Annotated in this window: 17 protein-coding genes; 9 read left to right on the top strand and 8 right to left on the bottom strand. The window is 70.7% G+C overall.

The features are described 5' to 3' along the window. Positions 1-747 (top strand): efflux RND transporter periplasmic adaptor subunit (locus tag ACFFNX_RS20280; RefSeq protein ID WP_378204284.1); only part of this gene is annotated, 747 nt, incomplete at its 5' end. 180 nt (positions 748-927) lie between these two features. Here the strand turns inward: ACFFNX_RS20280 and ACFFNX_RS20275 are convergent. The 3 genes from ACFFNX_RS20275 to ACFFNX_RS20265 all read right to left on the bottom strand — a co-directional run bounded on the left by ACFFNX_RS20275 (position 928) and on the right by ACFFNX_RS20265 (position 4,779). Next, entirely contained in the window at positions 928-2,472 is a 1,545-nt protein-coding gene (locus ACFFNX_RS20275; RefSeq protein WP_378204282.1) for a S1C family serine protease, read from the bottom strand. Between the two features lie 121 nt (positions 2,473-2,593). Beyond that, entirely contained in the window at positions 2,594-4,075 is a 1,482-nt protein-coding gene (locus ACFFNX_RS20270; protein WP_378204279.1) for a sensor histidine kinase, read from the bottom strand. Further along, positions 4,075-4,779 carry a response regulator transcription factor gene (locus tag ACFFNX_RS20265; protein ID WP_378204276.1) on the bottom strand — a complete coding sequence of 235 codons (705 nt, stop codon included), beginning with the start codon at positions 4,777-4,779 and terminating at the stop codon, positions 4,075-4,077. Before ACFFNX_RS20265 ends, ACFFNX_RS20270 begins: the two co-directional genes overlap by 1 nt. 258 nt (positions 4,780-5,037) lie before the next feature. On the opposite strand from ACFFNX_RS20265, the gene ACFFNX_RS20260 reads away from it, so the two are divergent. Further along, complete coding sequence (locus ACFFNX_RS20260; RefSeq protein ID WP_378204273.1) at positions 5,038-5,832, top strand: phosphatase PAP2 family protein; 795 nt, start codon at positions 5,038-5,040, stop codon at positions 5,830-5,832. Here the strand turns inward: ACFFNX_RS20260 and ACFFNX_RS20255 are convergent. Both ACFFNX_RS20255 and mca read right to left on the bottom strand, forming a co-directional pair. Continuing rightward, entirely contained in the window at positions 5,783-6,064 is a 282-nt protein-coding gene (locus tag ACFFNX_RS20255; RefSeq protein WP_378204270.1) for a hypothetical protein, read from the bottom strand. The two genes, ACFFNX_RS20260 and ACFFNX_RS20255, sit on opposite strands and share 50 nt — an antisense overlap. Further along, complete coding sequence (gene mca / locus ACFFNX_RS20250) at positions 6,052-6,918, bottom strand: mycothiol conjugate amidase Mca (protein WP_378204287.1); 867 nt, start codon at positions 6,916-6,918, stop codon at positions 6,052-6,054. The genes ACFFNX_RS20255 and mca overlap by 13 nt, the downstream gene beginning before the upstream one ends. A 155-nt stretch (positions 6,919-7,073) precedes the next feature. On the opposite strand from mca, the gene ACFFNX_RS20245 reads away from it, so the two are divergent. Both ACFFNX_RS20245 and greA read left to right on the top strand, forming a co-directional pair. Continuing rightward, positions 7,074-7,439: a DUF4307 domain-containing protein gene (locus tag ACFFNX_RS20245; protein WP_378204268.1), complete on the top strand. Its 366-nt coding sequence runs from the start codon at positions 7,074-7,076 to the stop codon at positions 7,437-7,439. Between the two features lie 133 nt (positions 7,440-7,572). Next, a complete protein-coding gene (greA, locus tag ACFFNX_RS20240; protein WP_378204265.1) occupies positions 7,573-8,073 on the top strand; it encodes a transcription elongation factor GreA in 501 nt (166 codons plus the stop codon). A gap of 10 nt (positions 8,074-8,083) precedes the next feature. Here greA and ACFFNX_RS20235 read toward each other — a convergent pair whose 3' ends face one another. Then, positions 8,084-8,551 (bottom strand): Lrp/AsnC family transcriptional regulator, encoded by a 468-nt coding sequence (locus ACFFNX_RS20235; protein WP_378204262.1) that lies wholly within the window; start codon positions 8,549-8,551, stop codon positions 8,084-8,086. Between the two features lie 158 nt (positions 8,552-8,709). Between ACFFNX_RS20235 and hppD the strand changes: the two genes are divergently transcribed. The 5 genes from hppD (at position 8,710) to ACFFNX_RS20210 (ending at position 14,224) form a co-directional block, all read left to right on the top strand. Further along, positions 8,710-9,852, top strand: coding sequence for a 4-hydroxyphenylpyruvate dioxygenase (gene hppD, locus ACFFNX_RS20230; protein ID WP_378204259.1), 1,143 nt, complete (start codon positions 8,710-8,712; stop codon positions 9,850-9,852). 123 nt (positions 9,853-9,975) lie between these two features. Continuing rightward, positions 9,976-11,385, top strand: a complete 1,410-nt coding sequence (locus tag ACFFNX_RS20225) for a M1 family metallopeptidase (RefSeq protein WP_378204256.1) — start codon at positions 9,976-9,978, stop codon at positions 11,383-11,385. A gap of 108 nt (positions 11,386-11,493) precedes the next feature. Beyond that, a complete protein-coding gene (locus ACFFNX_RS20220; RefSeq protein WP_378204253.1) occupies positions 11,494-12,921 on the top strand; it encodes a M1 family metallopeptidase in 1,428 nt (475 codons plus the stop codon). Positions 12,922-13,037: 116 nt separating this feature from the next. Continuing rightward, positions 13,038-13,289 (top strand): metallothionein, encoded by a 252-nt coding sequence (locus ACFFNX_RS20215; RefSeq protein ID WP_512699854.1) that lies wholly within the window; start codon positions 13,038-13,040, stop codon positions 13,287-13,289. Positions 13,290-13,414: 125 nt separating this feature from the next. Continuing rightward, positions 13,415-14,224, top strand: coding sequence for an alpha/beta hydrolase (locus ACFFNX_RS20210; RefSeq protein WP_378204247.1), 810 nt, complete (start codon positions 13,415-13,417; stop codon positions 14,222-14,224). Positions 14,225-14,275: 51 nt separating this feature from the next. On the opposite strand, the gene ilvA is transcribed toward ACFFNX_RS20210, so the two are convergent. After that, entirely contained in the window at positions 14,276-15,487 is a 1,212-nt protein-coding gene (gene ilvA, locus ACFFNX_RS20205) for a threonine ammonia-lyase (protein WP_378204244.1), read from the bottom strand. Positions 15,488-15,553: 66 nt separating this feature from the next. Then, positions 15,554-16,872, bottom strand: a 1,319-nt coding sequence (locus ACFFNX_RS20200) for a stealth family protein (protein ID WP_378204241.1), incomplete at its 5' end; no start/stop codon positions are given.

Genomic DNA, 16,872 nt, shown 5'->3' with positions numbered 1-16,872 from the left:
GGGGCTCGCGGCTCCGGCGGCGGCCGGCGTACGGGTTCCGGCGGCGGCGCCCGCGGCGGGAACGGCGGCGGCTGCCAGGTCAACGCGGTGCAGCTCGCCTCGGCGAGTGTCACCCAGGCCGAGGTCAAGGAGCGCGAGGCGGAACGCACGCTCGCCGCCACGAGCCTCACCGCGCCGATCGACGGCACGATCCTGTCGGTCGGCGGCACGGTCGGCGGTCAGGTGAGCGGCCAGAGCCGCACCGGCTTCATCACCCTCGGCGACCTGGACGACCTGCAGGTCCAGGCGATGTTCCCCCTCAGCGAGGTCAACCAGCTGAAGCTCGGCCAGTCGGCCGAGATCACCCTCGCGATGAGCCCGGGCCGCACCTACCGCGGCACGGTCACGCGCATCGACCCCGCCGCGACGACCGACGGCGACCGGGCGCTGTTCGGCGTGATGATCTCCCTGGACGACACGCCGCCCGAGGGCCTGCGCACGGGCATGAGCGCCACCGTGGAGGTGGTGACCGCCCAGGCGGAGAGCACGCTGTACGTGCCGGCCGGCGCGGTCCACCCGAAGTCGAACGGCCAGGCCACGGTCCTGGTCCGCCGGAACGGCCGCACGACGGTCCGCACCGTGCGCACGGGCGTCCACAGCGACCGCTACATCGCCATCACGTCGGGCCTGAGCGCCGGCGACCACGTCGTCGTGTCGTCCGGAACGGACGCGGACGGCTTCCCCAGCCCCACCTTCCCGGGCGGCTGACCCCCGCGACACGCGTACGGCCCGAGCCGGCTGGTCCGGCTCGGGCCGTCGGAACAGGTACGGATGTCTCCCCCACCGTCGCCGGACCTGCGAACGGCCCGAGCCGGTCGATCGGGCTCGGGCCGTCTGGAGAGGCCACGCGGTGCTCCACGGGCGTGAGGGGCACCCCGGGCCTCTCGGTCAGGTGCCGCCGTTGGACGTCAGCGTCACGTTCGCCGTGTGCTTCTCGCCGTTGCGCAGGTACGTCAGGGCGATCTTGTCGCCCGGGTTGTGGCCGCGGATCGCCGCGGACAGGTCGTCGGCGCCGTCGATCGCCTTGCCGTCCACCTGGGTGACGATGTCCCCCTCCTTCAGGCCGGACGAGGCGGCCGGGGTGCCGCTCTGCACGGATGCCACCAGGGCGCCCTGCTGGTCGCCCTCCGCGTCGGACAGGGTCACGCCCAGGTACGCGTGCGTGGCCTTGCCGGTCTTGATGAGCTGGTCGGCGACCTGCTTGGCCGTGTCGATCGGGATGGCGAAGCCGACGCCGATGTTGCCGTTGCTGCTGCCCGACGTGGCGATCGCGGTGTTGATGCCGATGACCTGGCCGGAGGCGTTCACCAGCGGGCCACCCGAGTTGCCCGGGTTGATCGCGGCGTCCGTCTGGATGGCGTCGCCGATCGCGGTGCCGCCCGAGCTGTTCTGCTGGCCCTGGTTCTGACCACCGCCGCCGAACGGGAAGCCCGGCTGCTGTTGCTGCTCTTCTCCGCTCTCGGTGAGCGTACGGTGCAGGGCGCTGACGATGCCGGACGTCACCGAGCCCTCCAGTCCGAGCGGGCTGCCGATCGCCACCACCGGGTCGCCGACCTGCAACTGGTCGCTGTTGCCGAACGTCACCGGCTTGAGCCCGGACATCCCCGCCGCCTTGATCACCGCGAGGTCGGTCGCCGGGTCGGTGCCGACGATCTGGGCCGAGGCCTTCTTGCCGTCGTTGAACTTCACCGAGATCTGGCCGCCGCCCGAGGCGTCCGCGACCACGTGGTTGTTGGTGAGGATCACACCGTCGGACCGGATGATGACGCCGGTGCCCTCGTCCTGACCCTGCTGGGTCGTCACGGTGATCGACACGGTGCTCGGCTGCACCGCCTGGGCGATCGCCGCGACGCCGGTGGCCGACTTGCTGGACGCGGCCTTCACGGCGGTCGGGCTGGCGTACGTGGTGCCGCTGCCGCCGATCACCGCCGCCACGGCGCCTCCGGCGAGACCGCCGCCGAGGATCAGCGCCAGGGCGAGACCACCGGCCGCGACCTTACGCTTCGTCGTCCACCACGGGTGGCCGCCGGGCCCCGGGCCGTACGCCGGGCCGGGGCCGTACCCCTGCTCGCCGAACGCCGCCTGGCCGTAGGGCCGCTCGTGCGGGCCGGGCTGCCCCGGCGCCGACTGACCAGGAACCTGCTGACCGTAGGCCTGCTCGCCGTAGCCGGGCTGACCGTACGGCTGCCCGCCGTAGGCCTGCTGACCGTGCTCCTGCTGACCGGGGCCGCCGGGCTGTCCCTGCGGCGTCGGGACCGGTCCGGTCTCGTCGTCGGCCGGCGTCCGCGGGGCCGGAGGCGGTGGCCAGGCCTGCACGTACGTCGACGGCGGCGACTCTACCGGGGAGGTGTCCGTCTCCGGTTCCGGGTCCCGTGGCGCCTCTCCGCGCGGCTCTTCCTCGTGACCGCCGGTCGGCTGCTCGTGGGTCTCCATCGCTCACTCCCCAAGATCCCTCAATCTGGTGATACTCAGAGGATCGCCAACGGGACTGGAGTCACGCTGAGACGCACCTGAATGTTGCCGCAATAAGGGCTGTGTTAAGACCGGGCAAGTCCTAAAGAGGCGCCGACTCCACCGCGTCGGTCTCGACCGCGTCCGGGTCGAGAGGCAGGGTGACGCGGAAGGTCGCGCCCTTGCCGGGCGCGGTCTCCACCGAGACCGTGCCGCCGTGGGCCTCGACCAGCCCGGCCACGATCGCCAGGCCGAGCCCGGTGCCGCCGCGGCTGCGCGCCGGGTCGGCGCGGTAGAACCGCTCGAACACGCGCTTCGCCTGTTCGGTCGGCATGCCCGGACCGCTGTCGACGACCTCCAGCACGGCCGCCGGAGAGTCCTCCAGCGCCCCGGACCGGATGACCACCTCGACGGGCGTGCCGGACGGCGTGTGCCGCAGCGCGTTGCTCACGAGGTTGCCGATCACCTGCCGGAGACGCACCTCGTCGCCGGTCACGATGAAGGCCGAGCCGCTGCGCACCGACAGCGTGATCTCTCGCGAGCCGTCCACCACCCGCGCGTCGTGCACGGCGTCGGCGGCCAGCGCGAGAAGGTCGACCGGCTTGCGCGCCAGCGGGCGCTGCTGGTCGAGCCGGGCCAGCAGCAGCAGGTCATCGACCAGGATGCCCATTCGCGCCGCCTCGTCCTCGACCCGGCCGATCAGCCGGTCCAGCTCGTCCGGCGGGACGTCGGAACGCTGCCGGTAGTACTCCGCGAAGCCCCGGATCACCGCCAGCGGCGTCCGCAGCTCATGGCTGGCGTCGGCGATGAAGCGGCGCATCCGCTCCTCCGACTCGCGGGCGGTCGCCTCCGACTTCGCCTGGGCGCGGAACGCCGTCTCGATCTGGGACAGCATGCCGTTGAGCGCGTTGCCGAGCCGGCCGACCTCCGTGTGCGGGTCGGCGTCGGGCACGCGGCGCGACAGGTCGCCCGCCGCGATGGCCTCGGCGGTGTGCTCGATGTGCACCAGCGGGCGCAGGCTGGCGCGGACGATCGCGATGCCGAGGCCCATGACGAGCACCAGCACGATGCTGCCGACGACGATCTCCACGCCGACGAGGCGGCCGGTCGTGCGCGCGACGTCGCGCAGGTCCGCGGCGACCACCACGTAGCCGCCGGCGATGGGCTCGATGTGGACGCGCCAGTGGACGTCGCCGGACACCGCTCCGACGGTGACGGCCTGCTCGGCGTGCGCGGTCAGCCAGCCGGCATCCTGCGGGACGGCGGGATCGGGCACGGAGTCACGCCAGATCGATCCGCCCGAGTCGGCCACGATCTTGCCGGTCACGTCGCGTACCTGGACGACGAACTGCCCGGTCACCGGCACCTTCGTCTGGACCGGTCCGGGCTGACTGATCACCCGGGCCGTCACGCGGGCGAAGCCGGTGAGCTGCCGGTCGGTCTTGTCCAGCAGGTAGCCGCGCATCGCCGAGACGCTCGCCACGCTCACCGCGACCAGCGCGAGGGCGACGAGCGCCAGCGACGCGGCGATGAGCTTGACCCGCAGCGGGGTCCGCCCGGACAGGCGGGTCAGCCACGGTGGCATTACTGCTCCGGTGGCAGGCGCAGGACGTAGCCGACTCCGCGCAGGGTGTGGATCAGGCGGGGCCCGAGTTTGTCGAGCTTGCGGCGGAGCACCGAGACGTAGGACTCGACGATCCCGGTGTCGCCGCGGAAGTCGTAGTCCCACACGTGGTCCAGGATCTGTGCCTTGGACAGCACGCGGTTGGCGTTGGTCATGAAGTAGCGCAGCAGCTTGAACTCGGTCGGCGAGAGCTGGATGGGCTTGCCGGCCCGCCAGACCTCGTGGCTCTCCTCGTCCAGTTCGAGGTCGGCGAAGCTCAGCCGCGGCGGCGCCTCGGCCGGGCCGCCCTGGGCGCGGCGGAGCACGGCGCGGATGCGGGCGATGACCTCTTCGAGGCTGAACGGCTTGGTCACGTAGTCGTCGCCGCCGAGGGTCAGCCCCCGGATCTTGTCCTGGGTGGCGTCCCTCGCGGTGAGGAACAGCACCGGGATGTGCGCCCCGCCACCGCGCAGTCTGCGGATGACGTCGAACCCGTCCATGTCCGGCAGCATGACGTCGAGCACGATGAGGTCGGGGCGACGCTGCAGGGCCACCTGCACCGCGTCACTGCCGCCGGTCGCGGTGACGACCTCGAAGCCCGCGTAGCGGAGGCTGCCGGACAGGAGTTCCAGGATGTTGGGCTCGTCCTCGACAACGAGCAGGCGCGCTTCACTCACGGTGTCCATCCTGGCCTGCGGAGTTGAGTACTACCTGAACGGGCCCTGACGAAGGACTGGAGGAACACGTCTGGGCTCCTGGGTGTTGACGGACATCACGGGCGCACGGCCACCAAGGCGACACGCCGTGCGCCTCCAGGTCACACCGACCTGATCTGGCCGCTATAGATGTACTTTGCACATATATACTTTGCGCGGGGATAAGGCCTCCCCCGCCCGGGGGATCGCCGGCGGAGGGGGCCTCATGCTGACCAGGGCACGCGGGGAATGAGCCGGCTCGCACCGGCCCCACCGGTCTCGACGCCGGAGGCGAAGGTCCGCCCACGCTGGTGGCGCGAGGTCGCCCTGCTCGGCGCGATGTACCTGTTGTACGACGGGGTACGCCTGCTCGTCTCCGCCGGCCACGGTGAGGCCTTCACCAACGCGCATCGCGTGCTGGACCTGGAGCGCACGCTGCACATCGCGGACGAGACCGGCATCAACCACGCCGCCTCGGCGATCCCGGAGTTCGGCGTACCGCTGTCCTACGCGTACGCCGTGCTGCACTACGTGGTGACGCCGGTGGTGCTGGTGTGGCTGTGGCGCCGCCGGCCCCGCGCCTACCGCGGCGCGCGTACGGCGCTGGTGATCGCGACGCTCATCGGGCTGCTCGGGTTCTGGTTCTTTCCCACCGCCCCGCCGCGGATGCTGCCCGGGTTCGTCGACACGCTCGCCAGGTATCACGACTGGGGCTGGTGGGGCGACGCGGCCAGCGCGCCCCGGGGCCTGGCCGGCCTGACGAACGAGTTCGCGGCGATGCCGTCGCTGCACGTCGGCTGGGCCGCCTGGTGCGGCTGGCAGATCGCGCGCAACGCCGGATGGCGCTGGCTGCGGGTGCTCGGCGCCCTCTATCCGGTGTTCATGTTCGTCGTCGTGGTCGGCACCGCCAACCACTACATCGCGGACGCCCTCGCCGGCCTGCTGGTGATCGCCATCGGGGCGCTGCTCGCCCGTCTGCGCGAGCGGCGCCGCGTCAGGCGTCCGGCTGATCGGCCTCGGAGCGCGGCTCGGCCTTCTTCTTGACGCCGGCGGGCGCCTTCTCCGCCTCGTCGCCGGAGTCCCGGCCGGCCTGGCGGCGCTCCCACTCGGCCTGGCGCAGGTCCTCCTCGCTCGGGGCCTCGATGCGCGCGATTCGCTTGTTCATGGAGCGGATCAGGAAGAAGAGCGTCACGCCCAGCGCCGCGACGATGAGGAACGCGCCGACGCCAGGCGTCACCTGGTCTTCGTTGACCGCGAGAACCATCATGGCAGGCATACCTTCTCCTGGACCTCGTGAACGCCGGCGAACAGATCGTCCTCCGGCAGTTCGGTGTCCACCAGGGAACGCGCCAAATGGTAGTCCTCGGTCGGCCATGCCTTGCGCCGGAGGTCGGTCGGGCAGGCGAAGAAGGGGCCGCCCGGGTCGATCTGCGTGGCGTGGGCGATCAGCGCCTGGTCGCGTACGTCGAAGTAGTCCGCGCACGGAACCTTGGTGGTGATCTCCCACTTCAGCGGCCGGTCCTGCCAGCGCTGGAGCATCTCCTCGTACGGCGAATCGAGGCCGGCGTCGAGCATCGCCTTGTGCTCGGCCAGGTAGCGCTCCTGGTGGAAGGTCATGTGGTAGTAGAGCTTGAGCGGCTGCCACGGCTCGCCGGTGCCGGGGTAGCGGTCGGGGTCGCCCGCCGCGTCGAACGCCTCCACCGAGACCTTGTGGGTCATGATGTGGTCGGGGTGGGGGTAACCGCCGTTCTCGTCGTAGGTCAGCATGACGTGCGGGCGGAACTCCCGTACGGCGCGGACGAGCGGCTCGGCGGCCACCTCGATCGGCTGCAGGCCGAAGCAGCCCTCCGGCAGCGGCGGCAGCGGGTCGCCCTCCGGCAGCCCCGAGTCGACGAAGCCGAGCCACCGCTGGTCGACGCCGAGGATCTCACGGGCCCTGGCCATCTCCTCCATGCGCACCGCGGCGAGGTTCTCTTTGATCTCCGGACGGTCCATCGCCGGGTTGAGGATGTCGCCGCGCTCGCCTCCGGTGCAGGTCACCACCAGGACCTGTACGCCTTCGGCGGCATAGCGCGCCATGGTCGCCGCACCCTTGCTGGACTCGTCGTCCGGATGGGCGTGCACCGCCATCAGGCGCAGCGGTTCGCGACACGTCGAGGTCTCGGACAACTCAGGCTCCCCGTGAGCGTAAGGTCGTATTCATCCGATGCGGGACCGGACGTCCGGCGACCGCATCGCAAGCATGATTCTCCCTGAGAACAACACCGCCCCGCACGGAGATTCCCATGAGTTCGACCGGCACCACCACCAGGCGCAACTGGGTGGCCTATTCGGTCATCGGGGTGTTCGTCGCGATCTGCGCCGCCGGCTGGGCCATCATCATGGCGCACACGGAGGGGACTCCGGGGATCACGCCGCAGATCGTCTCCTGGCAGGCGGCCGACCGGTCGGTCCGCGTGCATTACCAGATCGCCAAGTCCAAGGGCGACGACGTGCGCTGCGCGCTCATCGCGTACGACACCGATCACGCGGAAGTGGGGCGGATGGAGGTGACCGTGCCGACCGGAACCGGCGACGTCGATCGCCGCCAGCAGCTTCCGACGACGTCCCGCGCCACCGCGGTTGACGTTCAGGGGTGCCGCAGAGGTTAATACCGGCTCTCCTATGGGGAACAAACAAGAGCGTCATAACGACACAAAGCTCTCTTGCGCTGGCTACTTCACGTTTGAATGCCGGTAGCCTTGAGAGTTCTACGGCCGCACTTCACGTGGATGAGGAGTACCCGTGACCGAGACCCGCGATGCCAACGTCACCTGGCTTACCCAGGAGGCGTACGACCGGCTCAAGCACGAGCTGGACTACCTCACGGGCGAAGGCCGGATCGAGATCGCCGCAAAGATCGAGGCCGCCCGCGAGGAAGGTGACCTCCGCGAGAACGGCGGTTACCACGCGGCAAAGGAAGAGCAGGGCAAGCAGGAGGGCCGCGTCCTCCAGCTTCAGCAGATCCTGCAGAACGCGCGCGTCGGCGAGGCGCCGCGCGCGGAGGGCGTGGTCGGTCCCGGAATGACGGTGACCATCCAGTTCGTGGGCGACGACGAGGAGGTCACGTTCCTGCTGGCCTCGCGCGAGGAGAGTGGCGCCCCGATCGACGTCTACTCCCCCAAGTCGCCCCTCGGCGCCGCCATCAACGGCAAGAAGGTCGGCGAGAAGGCCAAGTACACGCTGCCCAACGGCAGGAGCATGTCCGTCGAGATTCTCGACGCCACGCCGTACGGCGGCTCCTGAGCCTTTCGCCTCACTGACGCACGGCCGCGTGCACCAGCGGCAGGGTCCGCTGGTGCACGGGGGTCGCCAATGCGATCACGGTCGAGGTCCGCTGCACGCCCTCCACACCGACGATCAGGTCGATGACGCGCTGCAGGTCCTGATTTCCGCGTCCGACGATGCGGCACAGCATGTCGCCCACGCCGGTGATCGTGTGCACCTCGATCACCTCGGGAATGGCGGCCAGCCGTGCCGCGACGGAGTCATGCCCGCCCACCTGCCGGATCTCCAGCGTCACGAACGCCGTGACCTGGTAGCCGAGGGCGGCCGGGTCGACCTCGGGGCCGAACCCCCGGATGACGCCGCGCTCCTGTAGCCGGTCCAGACGTGCCTGCACGGTGCCGCGTGCGACGCCGAGCCGGCGCGAGCACTCCAGCACGCCCATACGAGGCTCGTCGGCCAGCAGCGCGATCAACCGCGCGTCGAGTTCGTCGATCATGGGATCCTTAACTGTGGGCAGCCTGTACAGATTTCCGGGTGTTCCCCGATTCAGGGTGTACAGGTTGCCCAGACATTTCAAGTGCTCTTGCGCAACCTGCGGACGGGATCGACATTGTGGGTGTCGAGCTGTCGTTCACCCGCCGCGTGAGGAGCACCATGACGACCGCAGCCAACGAACACGTCGCGACCGACGCCCGCGCGGCGGATGCCTTCCCGGTCAAGGGCATGGACGCCGTCGTGTTCGCCGTGGGCAACGCCAAGCAGGCCGCGCACTACTACTCCACCGCGTTCGGCATGCGTTGCGTCGCGTACAAGGGGCCGGAGACCGGCAGCCGGGACGAGGCCGCGTACGTCCTCGAGTCGGGCGGCGCGCGGTTCGTGCTCAAGGGCGCCGTGCGCGCCGGCACCGACCTGGGCCGCCACGTCGCCGAGCACGGTGACGGAGCGATCGACCTGGCCATCGAGGTGCCGGACGCGACCGCCGCGTACGAGCACGCCGTCGCCCAGGGCGCGACCGGCCTGGAGAAGCCGCACGTTCTGGAGGACGAGCACGGCCGGGTCGTGGTCGCCGCCATCGCCACCTACGGCGAGACCCGCCACTCCCTGGTCGAGCGGACCGGCTACTCCGGTCCGTACCTGCCCGGGTACGTCGCCGCCGACCCGATCGTCGCCCCCGCCGACCGGCGCTTCTTCCAGGCGATCGACCACTGCGTGGGCAACGTCGAGCTCGGCCGGATGGACGAGTGGGTGGAGTTCTACAAGCGCGTCATGGGCTTCACGAACATGAAGGAGTTCATCGGCGACGACATCGCCACGGAGTACTCCGCGCTGATGTCCAAGGTCGTCGCCGACGGCCGCGGCAAGGTCAAGTTCCCGCTCAACGAGCCGGCGATCGCCAAGAAGAAGTCCCAGATCGACGAGTACCTGGAGTTCTACGGCGGGCCGGGCATGCAGCACATCGCCCTGGCGACGAACGACATCCTCTACTCCGTCGACGCGATGCGCGCCGCCGGCCTGGAGTTCCTCACGACGCCCGACTCCTACTACCAGGACGCGGAGCTGCGCGAGCGCATCGGTGAGGTGCGTGTGCCGATCGAGGAACTGCGCGAGCGCGGCATCCTGGTCGACCGCGACGAGGACGGCTACCTGCTGCAGATCTTCACCAAGCCGGTGCAGGACCGCCCGACGGTCTTCTTCGAACTGATCGAGCGGCACGGGTCACTCGGCTTCGGCAAGGGCAACTTCAAGGCCCTGTTCGAGGCGATCGAGCGGGAACAGGAACGCCGCGGCAACCTTTGAGCCGTCCGGTCCCAGCAGCCTCTCCCGGCGCGCTACGCCCGCTATGCCCGGTCCGTACGCGCGCCGGGCCGGTTTCCCCCCGTCGATTTGGCGTTTGGGCCTCTGACCAGCCACTCTTGACCGATGAGAGCCCGCCGGATCGTCGCGAGCGCCCTCCTGCCCCTGGCCCTGGCGGCCTGCGCGGCGGGCAACGCCCGTGTCCCCGCGCAGCAGGTCGCGCCCGCGGCACCCGGCGCCGCGAGCGTCGGCGACTCCGTCGTGCCCGGCAGCGGCAACGGCGGCTACGACGTCCAGCACTACGACCTCGACCTGAAGATCACCCCGCAGGCGCATCCGGCGGTCGCCGGCACGACGACGATCACCGCGACCGCCACGCAGGCGCTGAGCCGGTTCGACCTCGACCTCACCGGGCTCGACGTCACCAAGGTCACGATCGGCGGGGTGTCCGCGGCGCACGGCCGCGTGCCCGGCAAGCTGGTCGTCACTCCCCCGAAGCCGATCGCCAAGGGCGGCTCGTTCACGGTGGCCGTCACCTACTCCGGTGATCCCAAGGCGGTCGATGACCACCTGCTCGGCCGGTACGGCTGGATCCGTACCGGCGACGGCGTGTTCACCGGAGACGAGCCCGACGGGGCGCACAGCTGGTTTCCCGGCAACGACCACCCGAGCGACAAGGCGACGTTCGGGTTCCGCATCACCGTGCCGCGCGGCCTGACCGCGGTGGCCAACGGCGAGCTCGCCGGTACCACCACGTCCGGTGACGCGGTGACCTACACGTGGCGCGAGCGCGATCCGATGGCGACCTACCTCGCGATGGTCGACGTCGGCCGGTTCAAGGTGCGCAGCGGGCACACGCCGGGCGGGGTTCCGGTCTACGTCGCCGCCGACTCGTCCGTCGACCAGGCCGGCCTGGACTCCCTGTACGCCGACACGGTGAAGATCACCGACGCCTGGGCCAAGCTCTTCGGCCCGTACCCCTTCACCTCGACCGGCGGGGTGGTCGACAACGCTCCGGTGCAGTTCGCCCTGGAGACCCAGACCAGGCCGGAGTACATCGCGGGCATGGCCGCGATGCCCACCGTGGTCGCGCACGAGCTGTCCCACCAGTGGTTCGGCGACAGCGTCTCGGTGACGCGGTGGAGCGACATGTGGCTCAACGAGGGGTTCGCGACGTACGCCGAGTGGATGTGGGGCGAGCGGGAGAACCCCGCCGACACGGTCCAGAGCCAGTTCGACAGCCGGTACGCCCAGGCGGGCTCCGACCTGTGGAACATCCCACCGGCCGCCCCCGGCCGCACCGCGCTGTTCGGCCGTTCGGTCTACGACCGCGGCGCGATGGCGCTGCACGCGTTGCGCAAGAAGGTGGGTGACCAGCGGTTCTTCGCGATCCTGCGCGCCTGGACCACCGAGCACCGGCACGGCAACGCCACCACCGCGCAGTTCACCGCGCTCGCCCAGCGGGTCTCCGGCATGGATCTGCGCCATCTGTTCCAGGTGTGGCTGTACGACCGAGGGCGACCGGCGAACTGGTAGCCGGAGGAGACGCCGCACCGACACGGATCTTGCAGCAGGGCATTCGGCCGAGCATGCTTCCCCTTGCATGTTCAGGCGCGCATGCGCTTTGACGACGGGAGAGTTCGCATGGCGAGGACCACCTCGCGAGTGCTGTCGATCGCCGCCACACTGGCGGCGATCGGTCTGCTCGCTCCCACGGTGACCGCGTACGCCGGTCACCGTGCCTACACGCCGGGTCTGCCCGGCGCCGGCGACCGCTACTTCCCCGACATGGGGAACGGCGGCTATGACGCCCAGCACTACTCTCTCGGCCTGAAGTACGACCCGGGTACCAAGGCCATCAACGCCACCGCGAAGATCACCGCGCGGGCCACCCAGAACCTCTCGCGGTTCGACTTCGACTTCCTCGGCCCGCTGAAGATCAGCAAGCTCACCGTCGACGGGCGGACGGCCTCCTACACCCGCACCGGCGCCCAGGAGCTGGTGATCACCCCGGCCCGCGGCGTGCCGCAGGGCCGGGTCTTCACCGTCGACGTCGCGTACTCCGGCGTGCCACAGTCGATCAACGATCCGGCGCTGGGCCTCTCCGGCTGGATCGCCACCCATGACGGCGCGGTCGCGCTGTCGCAGCCGTTCGGGTCGGCGACCTGGTACCCGGTCAACGACACGACGCACGACAAGGCGACCTACGACTTCACCGTCACGGTGCCGAAGGGCCTGAAGGTGCTGGCCAACGGCGACCCCGCGGGCGAGCACACGCAGGGCGCGAACACCACCTTCCGCTGGGTCGACCGGCAGCCCACCGCGAGCGAGCTCGTGCTGATGGCGATCGGGCACTTCGACGTCCGCGACACGCGCACCGCGACCGGCCTGCGGAACATCACGGCCGTCGACCCGTCCTCGGTGCCGGCCGGCAACACGACGGCGGCCGACGACTTCAACAAGGCGACCGCCGACGTCATCGACTGGGAACAGAAGATCTACGGGCGCTTCCCGTTCTCCACGACCGGCGGCATCAACGTGCTCGCGCCGAACGTCGGCTACTCCCTGGAGACCCAGACCCGGCCGGTGTACGCCCGGCGCGCGGCCGGCGCCCTGCCGTCGGCCACGCTGCTCGCGCACGAGCTCGGCCACCAGTGGTTCGGCGACTCGGTGACGCCGTACGTCTGGCAGCACATCTGGCTGAACGAGGGCTTCGCGACCTACACCGAGTGGCTGTACGACGAGCAGCACGGCGGTGAGACGGCGCAGCAGCACTTCGACGACGCGTACAAGTCCTCCTCCACCGACTGGAGCGGGAAGGTGGCCGACCCGGGCCGCGACCACATCTTCGACGACCTGGTCTACACGCGCGCCGCGATGACCCTGCACCAGCTGCGCGGGGCGATCGGCGACAGGGCGTTCTTCGCCCTGGTCAAGGCGTGGCCGGCCCAGCACCGGTACGGCAACGACACGACCGCGGAGTTCACCGCCTTCGCCCAGCGGTACACCCACAAGGACCTGCGTCCGCTGTTCCAGAAGTGGCTGTACACCGCGGGCAAGCCCGCGCTGTAGGCGTTCCGGCCGAACGTCCCCGGACCCGAGCGTGCGGGCCCGGGGACGTTCGTCTTTCCCGGCCGCGACATCAGCGGGCGTGGTCGGGGGAAGACTGAGGGTGACCACCACTGGGGATGGGTTTGGGGGAACTCATGGCCACATGCGAAGTTTGTGGGAATGACTACGGCATGTCGTTCGAGGTGCACGCGCAGGGCGCGGTGCACGTCTTCGACTCGTTCGAGTGCGCGATCCAGCGCATGGCCCCGGTCTGCGAGCACTGCCAGTGCCGCATCGTGGGCCACGGCGTCGAGGCGGGCGACCGCTTCTTCTGCTGCGCCCACTGCGCCCGCGAGTCGGGCGTGCGCGAGCTGGTCGACCACGCCTAGGACGATGACCCCGCCCCGGTGCGGCGGGCGTGCGACGCGGCCTTGACGGAGGGCCATTCGGCGGCGAGCGTCTGACATGCACGAATTTCCCGAACGAACTGGAACGATCACGCTACATTCGCCGGATGTCCCTCGTGTCTCGACGTCACGTTCTCGTCGCGGGAACGGCGGCGGTCGCCGCCGCGGGCTGTGCCTATCCGCTGGTGCAGGCGGACGTTCTTCCGGGGCGTTACCGGCTGGCTCCCTATCTCGGGAAATGCGGCTCCATGCCCCCGCTGCCCAAGGTGACGCCCGGGCCCGTACGCGAACTGCGTTTCTCCGCGGGAGGGCGGCCGACGAGAGCCGTGGTCGGTTTTCCGCCCGGTGCGGCGAAACACCTCCCGGTGGTGGTGATGCTGCACGGCTCGAACGGAAACGCGCGGACGCCCTTCGACGTCTACGGCGTCCAGTACCACCTCGCCGCCGCCGTCCAGAGCGGGGTCCCGCCGTTCGCCGTCGCCGCCATCGACGACTGGGCCGACGCCTCCGGCGACCCGTCGCCGGTGATCACCGAGTCTCTGGTGCCCTTCCTGCACGACCAGGGACTCTCCACCGGACGCATCGGGCTGCTCGGCTGGTCGATCGGCGGCCGCGGCGTGCTGGCCCTCGCGTCCGCGCTGGGCCCCGATCGCGTCGCCGTGGTGGTCGCGACCTCACCCGCCCTGTCCCGCGATGACGCCGTCGCGTTCTCCCGGTCGGTCGCGCGGATACCGGTCTCGGTGACCTGCGGCCGGGACGACGCGCTCTCGATCCCGGCCAAGACCTTGCTGGACCGGCTCCGCGCCGCCAGGGCCGCCGACGTCACCGGCGGAATCTACGCCGGATGCCACGACTCGGTGTTCCGCCGCCGCATGCTTCCGGCGCAGATCCCCTTCCTGGGCCGGCATCTCGTCTGAGCGAGGGCCCCACGCGAACGCGAGAACAGAGATCACCAGCCCGGCGGCGGCTCAGCTGAAGCTGAGGGTGTAGCCCTCCTTGCGGAGCCGGCCGAGCACCTCGTCGCAGTGTTCCGGACCCCGCGTCTCCAGGTGCAGCAGCACCTCCGCCTCGTCGACGTTGAGCCGGGCGGCCACCCGCTCGTGCACGACGTCGAGGACGTTGACCTCCATCTCGGCCAGTTCGGACAGCAGGTCCACCAGCGCGCCCGGGTGGTCGCGCAGCCGGGCGCGGAACACCAGGTAGCGGCCGGCCGACGCCAGCCCGTGGCGGAGCACCTTCGACAGCAGCAGCGGGTCGATGTTGCCGCCGGACAGGACCGTGACGACCGGGGCCTCGAACTCCTGCGGCCGGTCCAGCAGCGCGGCGACGCCGACCGCGCCGGCCGGCTCGACGACCTGCTTGGACCGCTCGAGGCAGTTGACCATCGCCGCGGACAGCGACTCCTCCGAGACCGTCACCACCGAGTCGACGAGCTTGGAGACCATCTCGAAGGTGAGGTCGCCGGGGCGGCCGACGGAGATCCCGTCGGCCATGGTCGCGGCGGGTTCGACCATGACGGGGCGGCCGGCGGCGAGCGAGGGCGGGAAGGCCGCGGCGCGCTCGGCCTGCACGCCGACCACGTGGACGTCCGGGCGTACCGCCTTGACGGCGGCCGCGATCCCGGAGATCAGCCCGCCGCCCCCGACGCCCACGAGGACGGTGCGGACGTCGGGGCACTGTTCGAGGATCTCCAGGCCGAGCGTGCCCTGGCCCGCGACGACGTCGGGGTGGTCGAACGGGTGGATGAAGACCGCGCCGGTCTGCTCGGCGTAGGCGTTCGCGGCGGCGAGACAGGCGTCCACGCCGCCCCGCTCGAACACGACCTCGGCCCCGTACGCGCGGGTGGCCACGACCTTGGGCAGCGGAGCGCCGGCCGGCATGTAGACGACCGCCTTGCAGCCGAGCAGCTTGGCGGCGAGCGCCACGCCCTGCGCGTGGTTGCCTGCGCTCGCCGCGACGACGCCCCGTGACCGTTCCTCCTCGGTGAGACGCGCGATCCGCACGTACGCGCCGCGGGACTTGAAGGACCCGGCGCGCTGGAGGTTCTCACACTTCAGGTGAACGGGGCCGCCGATCGTCGCCGACAGTGACCGGGATTCGAGGATCGGCGTGGTGACGGTGACGTCCCGCAGCAGCTCGCGGGCCGCGCGGATGTCATCGATGCCGACAGCGGCACTCATGTTGCAGAGTTAACCACGGCCGCATCGCGGATGCTCGCCTCGCAGGTGGGCGCGGCCGCGACGAGATCATCGCGGCTCCTTCTCGTACGGGCTCGGCACCGGGAAGTAGGCGTCGAGGAACCAGCTCATGAGCTCGAGCTGCCGCGCCTGCGTCACCGCGTCGGAGTCGGTGTCGTTCAGGCAGAACACGTCGAACCGCCGCAGCGACAGCATCCGGCGCAGCCGGTACGGCGTCTCGCGGGCGGCCAGGTCGGTGTAGGAGTAGTTGATGTGCCCCGGCGCGGCGCGTCCGGTGAGGAAGGCGTAGTAGTGGTGCAGCGACGAGGGGATCGCGATGTCGGCGGGGTGGCGGAACTGGTGCCGCGCCGTCTCGGCGGCCTCCCTGGCGAACCGCTCCTCGATCTCGGCGAGCACGCTGCGCCGCAGGGCGTACGGCACGTGCTTCATCTTCTGGGTGAGCACCGGCCCGAAGGCCTCCTCGATCAGTCGCCGGTTGTTCTTGCCGGCGGCCAGTACCGGCAGGTCCGCCACGGACCGGTCGCCGAGCGCCACCTGCGCCTTGGAGGTGAAGAACCGGCTGACGCCGTTGGCCTGGAAGAACTGCGCGGGCCGCACCGGACGCCCCAGGAAGAAGTCGTCGTTGAAGTACAGGAAGTGCTCGGCCAGCCCGTCGATGTGGTGGAGCTGCGACTCGATCGCGTGCGAGTTGAACGTCGGCAGCACGCCCCGGTCGCCGAAGATGTCGCGATGGTCGACCACCGTCACCTTCGGATGGTCTGCGTCCAGCCAGGGCGGCACCTGGCCGTCCGTCACGATCCAGATGTGGCGGACCCACGGTGCGTACGCCGCGACGCCGCGCAGGGAGTACCGCAGCTCGTCGCGGCTGATGTAGCGGGCGTCGTTGGCCGCCTGCCGGTTGAGCCGCGCGACGCCGACCGCCTCGAGCGCCGTGTCGCGCCGGGCCCGCCACACCTCGTCCGAGCCGTCCACCCACGTGTAGACGACGTCGATGGGGAAGGCCACGTCCTCCACCAGCCGGGCGGTGAACTCGGGCCGCGTCGGATAGTCCCCGTACGGCTCGCCGTACGGGGACAGGTGGGTCAGGCACGCCTCGGGGACCCGCACGGTGCGCCCGTCCGCCGGGACGCGCTCGGTGACGCGGTTGGGCCGCGGCGCGACCAGGTCGTCCTCCTCACGGGTCCAGAACTCCACCGCGCAGCCGTGCTCCTCACCGAGCACGAGCCGTCCGTCCGGGGTGCTGTAGTAACGGACGATCCGCAGGACCGGCGCCCCGGCGACGCTCCGCCACGCCCGGGCGCCGAACCGGTGGCGACCGTCGTCGCCCACGTACGCTCCGGCCTCCGCGCAGGCGCCGGCCAGCGCGC

The organism is Actinoallomurus acaciae, from assembly GCF_042429965.1.
GTDB lineage: Bacteria > Actinomycetota > Actinomycetes > Streptosporangiales > Streptosporangiaceae > Actinoallomurus > Actinoallomurus acaciae.
The sequence above is the reverse complement of the archived record's forward strand: the minus strand, read 5'-3'. Positions and strand labels throughout refer to the sequence as shown.